Raw genomic sequence first — 12,382 nt, 5'->3', positions numbered from 1 at the left:
CTATGACGGCGCTATCGCTTCTACGGCTCGACGGACTCGGGAACCGCGGTCGCGGTCCGCGCCCGGCGCGCGTCCTTGACCAGCGCGACCGCCACGACGAGCACCGCCACCAGCAGGGACAGCAGCACCTGCTCGCGCGCGGCGGCGTCGGTGAGCATGTAGACGAGCACGAACGAGATCATCCCGATCGTCGCCCAGGTCAGATACGGGAAGAGCCACATCCGTACGACCAGCTTCTCCGGCGCCTCGCGCAGGATGATCCCGCGCATCCGCAGCTGGGTGAAACAGATGACCAGCCAGACGAAGAGCGCCACCGCGCCCGACGAGTTCAGCAGGAACGCGAAGACCGTGTCCGGCCACCGGTAGTTGAAGAAGACCGCGACAAAGCCGAAGAGCACGGACGACAGGATCGCGGCCCGCGGCACCCCGCGCTTCGTCACCCGGGCGAAGGACGCGGGCGCGTCGCCGCGCCGGCCGAGCGAGAAGGCCATCCGGGACGCCGTGTAGAGCCCGGAGTTCAGACAGGAGAGCACGGAGGTGAGCACGATCAGCTTCATGATCTCGCCCGAGTGCGGGATCCCGATCGAGTTCAGCGCCGCGACGTACGAGCCGTCCTTGACGATCGACGGGTCGTTCCAGGGGAGCAGGGTCAGGACGACGAGGATCGAGCCCACGTAGAAGACACCGATCCGCCAGATCACGCTGTTGGTGGCCTTGGCCACGGCCCGCTGCGGGTTGGCGGACTCACCGGCGGCGAGCGTGACGATCTCGCTGCCCATGAAGGAGAAGACGACCATCAGGATCCCGGTCAGAATCGCGCCGGCCCCGTGGGGGAAGAAGCCGCCGGAATCCGTGAGATGGCCGAGACCCGCACCCGGATTCTTGGATCCGGGCAGAATTCCGAAGACCGCGAGCAGCCCGATGACGACGAAGCCGCTGATCGCCACCACCTTGATCCCGGCGAACCAGAACTCGAATTCGCCGTACGAGGAGACGGAGGTGAGATTGGTCGCGGTCAGCACGACCATCACGATCAGCGCCCAGGCCCACTGCGGTACGGCCGGGATCCAGCTCTCCAGGATCTGCGCGCCCGCCGTCGCCTCGACCGCGAGCACCACCACCCAGAAGAACCAGTAGAGCCAGCCGATGGAGAACCCGGCCCAGCGGCCCAGGGCCCGGTCGGCGTAGTACGAGAAGGAGCCCGAGCTGGGCTCGGCGGCGGCCATCTCGCCCAGCATGCGCATGACGAGTACGACCATCAGACCGACCAGGACGTACGAGACCAGAATCGCGGGTCCGGCGGCCGCGATTCCGGAGGCCGAACCGACGAACAGTCCGGCGCCGATAACACCGCCGATCGCGATCATGGAGAGATGGCGGTTCTTGAGGCCGGCTTGCAGGCCGTCGGCAGACTGCGGATTCCCAGGTTCCTGGGGGACTCCGCCTTCTTTCGTGGGGGACGGCAGGGAGGTCATGGGTGAATCCTTACGTGTACGGTCCACTCGAATGACGAGTCCCGGCATTTAAGCCTCCGTTCCGCCGGAAGTGGAAGTGGCAATTCCGTATCTTTACCCGGGGCCGGTTTCGCCGTAATGGAGCGTTGACCGGCGCCCCCGGGCCCCAGCGCCCCATCCGCCGCGCCCCGCGTGCCACACTTCACCCATGCGCGTGTACCTCGGTTCCGACCATGCCGGCTTCGAACTCAAGAACCACCTCGTCGGGTGGCTCACGGCCCACGGCCACGAGCCCGTCGACTGCGGACCCCACATCTACGACGCCCAGGACGACTACCCGCCGTTCTGCCTGCGGGCCGCGGAGCGTACGGCCGCCGACCCGGACTCCCTCGGCATCGTGATCGGCGGCTCCGGCAACGGTGAGCAGATCGCCGCGAACAAGGTGAAGGGCGTACGGGCCGTCCTCGCCTGGAGCGAGCAGACCGCGGCGCTCGGCCGGGAGCACAACGACGCCAACGTCATCTCCGTCGGCGGCCGGATGCACACCGAGGAAGAGGTGACCAAGTTCATCGAGGTCTTCCTCAGCACCCCGTACTCCGGCGAGGAGCGCCACGCGCGCCGGATCGCCATGCTCGCCGCGTACGAGACGACCGGCGAGCTGCCGCCCGTACCGGCCCACCACCCCCAGCCGGAGAACTGACCCGCCCGTGCCGCCGGGACCGGTCCGTGACCGGCGCCCGGCGGCACAGCCATGTCCGGACCGCCGCCACCCCGTCACCGCCGTCAGAAAGGCAGGAGCCCGTGCCCGAGGGGCATACGATCCACCGCCTCGCCGAGGACCATCTCGCCCGCTTCGGCGGCCGGCCCGTCCGCGCCCGCAGCCCGCAGGGCAAGTTCTCCGACAGCGCGGCGCTGCTGGACGGCCGGGTGCTCGACACGGTGGACGCCCACGGCAAGCACCTCTTCCTCGGCTTCGGGGACACCGGCTGGGTCCATATCCACCTCGGCCTCTTCGGCAAGGTCGGCTTCGGTGACGCGCCCGCCCCGCCGCCCACCGACACGGTCCGGCTGCGCCTCGCCTCCGACACGGCGTACATGGATCTGCGCGGCCCCACCACCTGCGCCCTGATCACCGAACCGGAGAAGCGGGCGATACACGAGCGCCTCGGCCCCGACCCGCTGCGCGCCCGTCCCGACGGCACCGGCGCCCCCACCGGCACCGGCGACGACGGCGAGCGGGCGTGGGCCCGGATCTCCCGCTCCCGGACGACCGTCGCCGCGCTCCTCATGGACCAGAAGGTCATCGCGGGCGTCGGCAACGTCTACCGCGCGGAGGTCCTCTTCCGGCACGGCATCGATCCGTACCGGGCCGGAAAGGACCTCACCCGCTCCGAATGGGACGCGATCTGGGCGGATCTGGTCGCGCTGATGCGCGAGGGCGTACGGCACAACCGGATCGACACCGTACGCCCCGAACACACCCCCGAGGCCATGGGCCGCCCGCCGCGCGTGGACGACCACGGCGGCGAGGTCTACGTCTACCGCCGGGCCCGGATGCCCTGCCTGCTCTGCGGCACCGGGATCCGCACCGAGACCCTCGCCGCCCGCAACCTCTTCTGGTGCCCGGGCTGCCAGGCCCGCTAGGGCCTGTCTGACAAATAGCGCCGTCCGCCCGTAGGGCGGGGCTCGCGGCGTCTGGTGCGCTGCACTCGCTTCGCTCGCTCCGCCTCGGCGTTCTGATTCGTCCTTTGGATGCCGAGCGCGATCGCAAGGCGGAGGGTCGCCCCAGTACTGGACGTACTGGGGTGATCCCGACAACGCCGCGAGCGTGCGTGCCAGGCGTCGCGAGCCAGGCGGGATTTGTCAGACAGGCCCTAGGGGCGGATGTTCAGAAACCGTGCGGCAGCCAGGGCGCCACGTCCGAGCCGAACGCCGACGACGCCTCCGCCAGCGCGCCCTTGCGCAGCTCCCGCACCCGCCCGGCGCCCGCCAGCGCGGTCAGTGAGGTGCCGCCCAGATAGGCCGCCCCCAACTCCCGTACGGAGAGCGCCAGCTCGGGCCGGTCACCGGTGCGCTCGCAGGACGCGCCCTTGCTGTCACCGCTGAGCCGCCAGGTCCCCTCGTTCCACGGGCAGAACGCGTCCTCGACCGCGAGGACCACATCCACCGGGGTGCGGTACGTACGGGCCTCCAGCGCCGCGCCGACCTCCACCGGACGCAGATACAGCTCGTCCCGCACCCGCAGCGCGCACCGGCGGACATCGGAGACCAGATACTGGAACGGGTCGTCCGGCGGCCGGTTCCCCGTCCGTACCGTCGACGTCAGGTCGATCCCGAAGAGGTACTCCCAGAGGGCCCCGCACGCCGCCGGATCGCGCGCGTACAGATCGTCCAGCTCGACGGTCCCCCGCGGCCCCGCGTCGTCCCACTGGGGCTTGAGACGGTAGAGCGTGAAGCCGACGACCTCGCCGTGCCGCTCCGCCAGCACGCACTGGAGCGCCGACGCGCCGTCCTTCGGCTTCCCCCCGACCACCGGCAGCCCCTCCCAGCCCGGCTGCCGCGCCAGCATCCCGGGCCGCCCGGCGACCTCCGCGGCGTAGACCGCCTCGCACGCGTCGCGTACGGCCGGGTCGTCCGGCCGCACCCGGCGCAGCCGTACCTCGTGCGACCCGTCGGCCGCGTCCCCCGTCGCGGGCGCGGTGAGCCGGACCCGCGAGGTGTCGATCTCCGCGGAGAGCCCCTGCGTGGCCGTGCCGTAGCCGAACCGGCCGTAGATCGCCGGCTCGGACGCCGTCAGCACGGCGAGCGGCTCGCCCCACGAGCGGACGTCGTCGAGCTGGCGCCGCATCATCGACGTCAGGATCCCGCGCCTGCGGTGCGTCGCCGCGACACTCACCATCGTCACCCCGGCCGCCGGCACCAGCGCGCCGCCCGGCACCGAGAGCCGGAAGCTGTAGGCACCCGCCGTCCCGACGCAGTCCTCGCCGTCCCAGACGCCGAGCGAACGCCCGAACTCGGTCCGGCCATGGAAGAACGCGCGCTCGTCGCCCGGCCAGGGGTCGTTGCCGCCGAACGCCAGCTCCAACGCCCCGAACCAGGGCTCCCATTCGGACGGTTCCAGTACGCGCAGCTCCGTAGTCATATGCCATCAGTACCAGGGGTACGACAACGGGGCGACCCGATTTCGAACGCATTGTCACGGGGGTCCCCTGCACGGCGCCCGGGCGGATCGATAGGGTCCACAACAATGGCCGGTGTCGCAAGAGCGGATTCGTACTCGGCCCGGCTGCGGATGAGACTGCACCGGGTCCGCACCGGCGTGCGCAAATCCGGCGTCGACTACTTCCGCGGCGACGGCTCGGACTGGATCGCCCTCGTCGGCCTGATGCTGACTGTCCCGGCCATCGCCCTGGCCACCATCGCGGTGCCCGTCTGGTGCGCGCCCTCGGCGCTCGTCCTGCCGATCGTGGCGGGCGGACTGGTGCTGCGCCCGGCCAGCCTGCTCAGCCTGTACGCGGCCTCGGCCGCCGCGCTGATCATCGAGTCGATGGTCCTCGGCCCGTACCCGGACGGCCCGGCCAGGGTCACCCCCGGCACGGTGCTGGTGGTGGCGGCCTGCGGGCTCTTCGGACTGCTGATCGCCCAGTTCCGGGCCCGGGTCGGGGTGCCCTGGCGGCGCGGCGGGACGATGCTCTTCGACCTGCGCGAACGGATCCGGGTGCAGAGTTCGCTGCCCTGGCTGCCCAAGGGCTGGCACCACGAGATGGCGCTGCGCCCGGCCGGCGGCCAGTCCTTCTCCGGCGACTTCGTGGTGGCGGCCCGTACCAACGGCGGCCGGACCCTCGAAGTCGTCCTCACCGACGTCTCCGGCAAGGGCATGGACGCGGCCTCCCGCGCCCTGCTGCTCTCCGGCGCCTTCGGCGGGCTCCTCGGCTCCCTCCCGCCGCACGGCTTCCTCCCGGCGGCCAACGGCTATCTGCTCCGCCAGGACTGGGACGAGGGCTTCGCCACCTCCATCCATCTCGTCCTCGACCTCGAATCCGGCGACTACGAACTCCTCTCGGCCGGCCATCTCCCCGCCCTCCAGCTGCACGCGGGCAGCGGACGCTGGGAGGAGAAGTCGGGCGAGGGCCCGCTGCTGGGGGTCTACGACGGCGCCCAGTTCGACCCGGTCAAGGGCTCGCTGCGCCCCGGTGACGTGCTGATGCTCTTCACGGACGGTCTGGTCGAGGCGCCCGGCCGGGACCTCGACGAGGGCATGGACCGGCTCACGGGTGAGGCGGACCGCTATGTCGTGCCGGGCTTCGAGGGCGCGGCCTGGCACCTGATCGAGGCGGTCGCCAAGGACGTCAACGACGACCGCGCGCTACTGCTGATCTGCCGCGAGGCGTGATCCGCCCCTCTTCCCGGTAAACGTTCTCTCAGGGGCATTGTCGGGGTTCGGCCGGGGTCGCCGTCAGGGATGACCGGGGGGCGTGCCCGTCCCCGCGGAGGATGCCCGGCCGCTCTGCCCACCGGCATGCTGGCAGCAGCCGGCCACCGGTCCGGCAGGGGGGAGAACGAGCCATGCGTGACGCCGCGGACACCTTGGTGACCTGGGCCGCCGAACCACTGTTCTTCATGTTCCTGACGGTGGCGCTGCTGTCGCCGCTGCTCTTTCCGACTGTTCCCCGGACCCGCCGCTGGCTGGCCCGGCGGGGACTGGCACAGGACGCCGCCGCCGTCGACGCCGCCCGGGGGCCGCTGCGTCTGTTCTGTCTGACGCTGTCGCTCGGGGCCCTGCCGGCTCTTGTGGCCGTTCCGTACAGCCCCGGGCTCCTGGTCTGCCTGCCGTTCGCGCTTTATGCGTACGCGCACCGGACGCCCGGCGCCGCCCTCCGCGAAGGCCCGGCGGTGCCCTTCCACCGCCGGCCCGGGGCGGCCCCGGCGGCGGGCCTGGTGCTGGCGGTCACCGGGCTCGCCGTCGCTGTCGGGGGAGCCGTACCGCTCGCGTACGCCGGGCTGACGGCCGGCGCCGCGGTCCTGCTCCTGACGCTGGACGGGATGTGGCGACCGGTCATCGGGGCGGAGTCGTCGGGGGTGACGGAGGTGCGCGGCGCGGTCGGTCTCCGGCTGCGGACGGCCGCGTACGGCGGGATCTGGTACACGCTGATCCTGGGTGCGCGGAAGGTCTGCCAGTCGGCGTCCGATGTGCTGGACCAGGGGCGGGAGGGGCCGACCGGGCTCGCCGACGGCCTGTACTTCACGGGCTCGGCGCTGAACGTCGTGGCGATCGTGGTGCTGTGCGCCCTGGTCTTCCCGCTGCCGAGGACGGTCCGGGCCGTGGGCCCCCGGACGTAGTTCGCCCCACCGGCCGGGGAAGCCGGTGGGGCGGGGTGGGCGCCGATTCCATGACGCTCGGGGGGCGGGGGTGCGGGCGGTGCGGGACGTGCCGTACGGACGCCGTGGTGGGTAAGGGCATCGGATTCAGTGCGTCACCGATGCCTCCGCGTCCTTCTGCGGGTCCTTGGCGGCGGGTGGTTCGTCCCGTACGGGACTGTCTCCTGCCCCGCCTCCGCCGTCCCGGCCACCGGGCAGGATCCGGGCCAGCCAGTGCGAGCGGCCCGCGGCCAGCGGTCCCAGGACCGCGAGGACCAGGACGTATCCGGCGATGAAGGGGGCGAGCCGGCTGTCCAGGCCCGCTCCCGCCGCCATCGTCGCCAGGATCAGCGCGAACTCACCGCGGGCGAGCAGGGTGGTCGAGATATTGGCCGCCGGGGTGGCGCCGAAGCCGAAGATCTTCGCCGCGGAGACACCCGCCGCGACGTTCATCAGCAGCGTCAGTACCACGGCGATGAGGACGGGCCACACCACCGAGGGCAGATCGCCCGGGTTGATCGACAGACCGAAGGAGAAGAAGAAGATCGCGCCGAACGCGTCCCGCAGCGGGTGGACGAGTTCCCGGATCCGGTCTCCCGAGGCCGTCGCGCCGAGCATCAGACCGACCATGAACGCGCCGATGGCGTCCGCGACCCCGAACCACTCGGAGACGCCGGCCACCAGGACCGCCGCGCCGAGGAAGGAGATGACGAGCAGCTCGTCGTCCCTGGTGTTGAAGAGCCGGCTGACGACCTTCGTGCCGTACCGGGCGGCGAGCGCCAGCAGCAGCAGGAAGCCGAACGCCTTCCCGCCGTCCACGAGGGCGGCACCCGCGCTGTCCGCGCCGGACAGGATCGGCTGGAGCGCGGCGAGATAGAGCGCCAGGAAGATGTCCTCGACGACGATGATGCCGAGGATCGGCTTGGTCTCGGGATTGCCGATGCGTCCCATGTCCACCAGGACCTTGGTGACGATCGCGGACGAGGAGATGCCGAGCACACCGGCCAGGACCAGCGCCTCCGACGTACCCCAGCCCAGGGCGAAGCCGAAGCCGAGCCCGGCGCCCACGTTCAGCAGGAGGTAGGCGCCTCCGGCGAGGGCCATTTTGCGGCCGCCCGCCTTGAGGTCGTCCAGATGGAATTCCAGACCGAGGTAGAAGAGCAGCAGCACCAGCCCGAGGGCGGAGAGCATCTCCAGCTCGTGCGGGTCCTTGACCAGCACGATGCCGGGGGTGTGCGGGCCGAGGAGGATCCCGGCCAGGATGAACAGGGGAATAGTGGGCAGACCGATCCTGCTGCCCAGGCGGGCGAGCACGGCGGCGGCGACGAATGCGCCGCCCATTGCTATGAGGGTCTCTGCGTGTCCGATGGGATCGATCCTCCGTCGGGTCAAGGGGGCGTCAAGGAATCGTCAGTAATTAGTTTACCAAATGATTTACTGAGTAACTGTCAGATGTGACACAGCGAGCGCTCTGTCATCGAGCCGCCCGTACCGGGGGCCGGAGTTGGCGTGATCGCGACGGCGAGAAATCGGCCATCGAGCCACACCCGCGGGACGGTTGGTGGCACGATGGTCCGAGCGGGAGCTGGGCGGACCGACCGAGGGTGTGATCAGTAGTGGCCATTTCACTGTCTGTGGTGCTTCTGTTGGCGATCATCCTGGTGGTGCTGATCCGTGGTGGCTCGATCAAGGCGGGGCCGGCGATCGTCGCGATCCTCTTCGGTTTCTTTCTCGCCTCCACCAACATCGCTCCGTCGGTGAACAACTTCCTCAACTCGCTGGCAGAAACGATCAACAAGATCAGTTTCTGAGAAATTCCCGCACGGACGGGGAGTTCGGCGCACGGCGGCGAAAACGCCTCCGGCCCGGTCCGTGGAAGTGAACACACGGGCCGGGCCGGAGGCGCTGGAGCGGGCGACGGGAATCGAACCCGCGTAGCTAGTTTGGAAGACTAGGGCTCTACCATTGAGCTACGCCCGCATACGTCGCACCGCAGGTCGAGGACGTGCGGTACGGGCAACATCGTAGCGGGTCCGGGGCGTTCGCCGCACACCCGTAAAGCGCCGGTCAAAGATGGCGGCGCGGGGCCTTCGGGCATGTACCCTACGTGTCGCACCGACGGGGTGTGGCGCAGCTTGGTAGCGCGTCCGCTTTGGGAGCGGAAGGTCGTCGGTTCGAATCCGGCCACCCCGACCATCTCTTTCACGATCGCGCCGACCGAGCGCGTTGTGGGGCCCTTCCCGCTTGCGGTTACTATGCAAGCTGCGTGCCCGTGTGTCTGAAGAGTCGCTGAAGAACCGGGCCGATCCGCCGGGGCCGCCGCAGACGCGGTGGGCGCGGCAGAATCCAAGAATCAGCCACCAAGGAGACCGAACCGTGAAGAGCGCCGTGGAGACCCTGAACCCGACTCGGGTTCGGCTCACAGTCGAGGTGCCCTTCGAGGAGCTCAAGGACAGCCTCGACGCGGCGTACAAGAAGATCAACCAGCAGGTCACGGTGAAGGGCTTCCGCAAGGGCAAGATCCCGGCCCGGATCATCGACCAGCGGTTCGGCCGTGGTGCTGTGCTGGAGGAGGCCGTCAACGACGCCCTCCCGAAGTTCTACACCGAAGCGGTCAACGAGGGTGAGCTGAACGTTCTCGGCCAGCCCGACGTCGACATCAAGGAGCTGAAGGACGGCGAGCTGCTCTCCTTCACCGCCGAGGTCGACGTGCGTCCCGAGATCGAGATCCCGGACTACTCCGGCATCGCGGTCACCGTCGACGCCATCGAGGTCAGCGACGAGGACATCGACAAGTCGGTCGAGCAGCTCCGCGACCGCTTCGCCTCGACCAACCCGGTCGAGCGCGCCGCCGCCGACGGCGATGTCGTCACGATCGACCTGGAAGCCAAGGTCGACGGCGAGGTCCTGCCCGACGGGGTCGCCGAGGGTGTGCAGTACACCATCGGCTCCGGCGAGCTGCTCGACGGTATCGACGAGGCCGTCATCGGCCTGGAGGCCGGTGGCGAGGCCACCTTCACCTCCGAGCTGAAGGGCGGTGCCGCCGAGGGCAAGTCCGCCGAGGTCACCGTCAAGGTCAGCCAGGTCGCCGCCCGTGAGCTGCCCGCGCTGGACGACGAGTTCGCGCAGCTGGCCAGCGAGTTCGACACCCTCGAAGAGCTGAAGGCCGACAGCCGCAAGCGGCTGGAGACCAGCAAGCAGTACGACCAGGCCACCCAGGCCCAGGAGCGGGTCCTCGACGCGCTGCTGGAGCTGGCCGAGGTCCCGATCCCCGAGAAGCTGCTCGCGGAGGAGATCAACACCCGCAAGCACAACCTTGAGCACCACCAGCTCGGCCAGATGGGCCTCGACCTCGCGAAGTACCTGGAGATCCAGGGCAAGACCGAGGAAGAGTTCGACGCCGAGACCAAGGAGCAGGCGGAGAAGGGCATCCGGACCCAGTTCATCCTTGACGAGCTGGTCAACAAGGAGAAGCTGAACGTCAACCAGGAGGAGCTGACCGAGCACCTCATGCGGCGCGCGCAGTCCTCCGGCATGTCTCCCGACCAGTTCGCCCAGGCGGTTGTCGAGGGTGGCCAGGTGCCGATGCTCGTCGGCGAGGTCGCCCGCGGCAAGGCGCTCGCCGTGGTCGTCGAGGCCGCCACGGTCACCGACACCAACGGTGAGGTCGTCGACCTGGAGGACGAGGAGGCCGACGAGATCACCGAGGCCGCCGCCGAGACGGTCGAGGCCGTCACCGCCGCCGACGCCGAGGCCCCCGCTGTCGAGGCCGCCGCCGAGCCGGCCAAGGACGACGCCGCGGAAGCAGCCAAGGACGAGGCCAAGGACGACGTGAAGGACGCGGCCAAGGACGAGAAGGCCGGGGCCTGACGACCCCGCTCCGACCGCCAGGACGGGCCCCGGACGCGAGACGCGCCCGGGGCCCGTCCTGTCCCGCTCCGGCGCTCCTGGGCCCGTACGGAGCCCTCAACTACCTTGCGCTCCCAGCGAACAGCCACGGAAGCGGGATGGCGCCCGCCGACCAGCGCGTTAGGGTCCATGAATACGAGGGCAGGGGAGTCTCCCGTCCCCGGTACGAAGACGCTGAGACGGCCGAAGCCGTCAGAGACGAGCAGGTGTATACGTGACGAATCTGATGCCTTACGCCGCCGGTGAGCCGTCCCTCGGTGGTGGCCTCGGCGACCAGGTCTACAGCCGGCTGCTCGGGGAGCGGATCATCTTCCTCGGCCAGCAGGTCGACGACGACATCGCCAACAAGATCACGGCGCAGCTCCTCCTCCTCGCGGCCGAGCCCGAGAAGGACATCTACCTCTACATCAACAGCCCCGGTGGTTCGGTCACGGCCGGTATGGCCGTCTACGACACCATGCAGTACATCCCGAACGACGTCGTCACCATCGGTATGGGCATGGCGGCCTCCATGGGCCAGTTCCTGCTGACCGGCGGTACCTCCGGCAAGCGCTTCGCGCTGCCCAACACCGACATCCTGATGCACCAGGGCTCCGCCGGAATCGGCGGTACGGCCTCGGACATCAAGATCCAGGCCGAGTACCTGCTCCGTACGAAGAAGCGGATGGCCGAGATCACGGCCCACCACTCCGGTCAGACCACGGAAACGATCATTCGCGACGGCGACCGCGACCGCTGGTTCACCGTGGAAGAGGCCAAGGAATACGGCCTGATCGACGAGATCATCTCCGCTGCTTCGCACGTTCCGGGCGGCGGCGGTACCGGGGCCTGACACCTCTCACGCCCCGCAGCAGCCCGGCCGGCCCCCTCGAACGCCACAGGATGGTGAACACCCACATGAACAACTACTCCGCGAGCGGCCTCTACTCCGGCCCTCAGGTGGACAACCGTTACGTCGTGCCGCGTTTCGTGGAGCGCACCTCGCAGGGCGTGCGCGAGTACGACCCGTACGCGAAGCTCTTCGAGGAGCGCGTGATCTTCCTCGGTGTGCAGATCGACGACGCCTCCGCCAACGACGTCATGGCCCAGCTGCTCTGCCTGGAGTCGATGGACCCGGACCGCGACATCTCGATCTACATCAACAGCCCCGGCGGCTCGATGACGGCCCTCACGGCCATCTACGACACGATGCAGTTCGTGAAGCCGGACATCCAGACGGTCTGCATGGGCCAGGCCGCCTCCGCCGCCGCCGTGCTGCTCGCCGCCGGCACCCCCGGCAAGCGGCTGGCGCTGCCCAACGCGCGGGTGCTCATCCACCAGCCGTCCAGCCAGACCGGCCGTGAGCAGCTCTCCGACCTGGAGATCGCGGCCAACGAGATCCTCCGGATGCGCGCGCAGCTGGAGGACATGCTGGCCCGGCACTCGACGACGCCGATCGAGAAGGTCCGCGACGACATCGAGCGCGACAAGATCCTCACCGCCGATGACGCGCTCGCGTACGGCCTGGTCGACCAGATCGTGGCGACCCGCAAGACGACGGCCGCCGCAGCGGCCGCCTGACACACCCGGCGCCCTTGGCGCGGCCCTCGCACCGGTCGTCGGAGATCCGCGACCATGTGAACCGCGCCAAGGGGGGCCCGAACGGGGGCCCGGGCAAGGTA

Annotated in this window: 11 protein-coding genes and 2 tRNA genes; 9 read left to right on the top strand and 4 right to left on the bottom strand. The window is 69.8% G+C overall.

The window, feature by feature from the left end:
- Nucleotides 1–20 precede the first annotated feature (20 nt).
- The gene (locus tag DVK44_RS09245) at nucleotides 21–1,475 is read right to left on the bottom strand and encodes an amino acid permease (protein WP_114659219.1); all 1,455 of its coding nucleotides are present in this window, start codon (nucleotides 1,473–1,475) and stop codon (nucleotides 21–23) included.
- Between the two features lie 187 nt (nucleotides 1,476–1,662).
- On the opposite strand from DVK44_RS09245, the gene DVK44_RS09240 reads away from it, so the two are divergent.
- Nucleotides 1,663–2,154, top strand: a complete 492-nt coding sequence (locus DVK44_RS09240) for a ribose-5-phosphate isomerase (protein ID WP_114659218.1) — start codon at nucleotides 1,663–1,665, stop codon at nucleotides 2,152–2,154.
- A 101-nt stretch (nucleotides 2,155–2,255) separates the two neighbouring features.
- A complete protein-coding gene (locus tag DVK44_RS09235) occupies nucleotides 2,256–3,098 on the top strand; it encodes an Fpg/Nei family DNA glycosylase (protein ID WP_114659217.1) in 843 nt (280 codons plus the stop codon).
- A gap of 244 nt (nucleotides 3,099–3,342) precedes the next feature.
- Here DVK44_RS09235 and DVK44_RS09225 read toward each other — a convergent pair whose 3' ends face one another.
- Nucleotides 3,343–4,596, bottom strand: a complete 1,254-nt coding sequence (locus DVK44_RS09225) for a GNAT family N-acetyltransferase (protein WP_114659216.1) — start codon at nucleotides 4,594–4,596, stop codon at nucleotides 3,343–3,345.
- Nucleotides 4,597–4,701: 105 nt separating this feature from the next.
- On the opposite strand from DVK44_RS09225, the gene DVK44_RS09220 reads away from it, so the two are divergent.
- Entirely contained in the window at nucleotides 4,702–5,847 is a 1,146-nt protein-coding gene (locus tag DVK44_RS09220; RefSeq protein ID WP_114659215.1) for a PP2C family protein-serine/threonine phosphatase, read from the top strand.
- A gap of 173 nt (nucleotides 5,848–6,020) precedes the next feature.
- Nucleotides 6,021–6,794, top strand: coding sequence for a hypothetical protein (locus tag DVK44_RS09215; protein WP_114659214.1), 774 nt, complete (start codon nucleotides 6,021–6,023; stop codon nucleotides 6,792–6,794).
- A gap of 126 nt (nucleotides 6,795–6,920) precedes the next feature.
- On the opposite strand, the gene DVK44_RS09210 is transcribed toward DVK44_RS09215, so the two are convergent.
- On the bottom strand, nucleotides 6,921–8,153 hold the full coding sequence (locus DVK44_RS09210; protein ID WP_114659213.1) for a cation:proton antiporter: 1,233 nt from the start codon (nucleotides 8,151–8,153) through the stop codon (nucleotides 6,921–6,923).
- 275 nt (nucleotides 8,154–8,428) lie between these two features.
- Between DVK44_RS09210 and DVK44_RS09205 the strand changes: the two genes are divergently transcribed.
- Nucleotides 8,429–8,623 carry a hypothetical protein gene (locus tag DVK44_RS09205; protein ID WP_114659212.1) on the top strand — a complete coding sequence of 65 codons (195 nt, stop codon included), beginning with the start codon at nucleotides 8,429–8,431 and terminating at the stop codon, nucleotides 8,621–8,623.
- Nucleotides 8,624–8,718: 95 nt separating this feature from the next.
- Here the strand turns inward: DVK44_RS09205 and DVK44_RS09200 are convergent.
- A tRNA-Gly gene (locus DVK44_RS09200) sits at nucleotides 8,719–8,792 on the bottom strand.
- Between the two features lie 139 nt (nucleotides 8,793–8,931).
- Here DVK44_RS09200 and DVK44_RS09195 point away from each other — a divergent pair.
- The 4 genes from DVK44_RS09195 (at nucleotide 8,932) to DVK44_RS09180 (ending at nucleotide 12,281) form a co-directional block, all read left to right on the top strand.
- Nucleotides 8,932–9,008, top strand: a tRNA-Pro gene (locus DVK44_RS09195).
- Between the two features lie 180 nt (nucleotides 9,009–9,188).
- Nucleotides 9,189–10,682: a trigger factor gene (gene tig / locus DVK44_RS09190; protein WP_114659211.1), complete on the top strand. Its 1,494-nt coding sequence runs from the start codon at nucleotides 9,189–9,191 to the stop codon at nucleotides 10,680–10,682.
- 265 nt (nucleotides 10,683–10,947) lie between these two features.
- Nucleotides 10,948–11,553 (top strand): ATP-dependent Clp protease proteolytic subunit, encoded by a 606-nt coding sequence (locus tag DVK44_RS09185; RefSeq protein ID WP_181957624.1) that lies wholly within the window; start codon nucleotides 10,948–10,950, stop codon nucleotides 11,551–11,553.
- 50 nt (nucleotides 11,554–11,603) lie between these two features.
- Nucleotides 11,604–12,281 (top strand): ATP-dependent Clp protease proteolytic subunit, encoded by a 678-nt coding sequence (locus DVK44_RS09180; RefSeq protein WP_114659209.1) that lies wholly within the window; start codon nucleotides 11,604–11,606, stop codon nucleotides 12,279–12,281.
- The last annotated feature ends 101 nt before the right edge of the window (nucleotides 12,282–12,382 follow it).

Origin of the sequence: Streptomyces paludis (assembly GCF_003344965.1) — a bacterium.
In the GTDB taxonomy this organism is placed as follows: Bacteria; Actinomycetota; Actinomycetes; order Streptomycetales; family Streptomycetaceae; genus Streptomyces; species Streptomyces paludis.
Note: the sequence above shows the minus strand (reverse complement) of the source record. Positions and strands in the feature narration are given on the sequence as shown.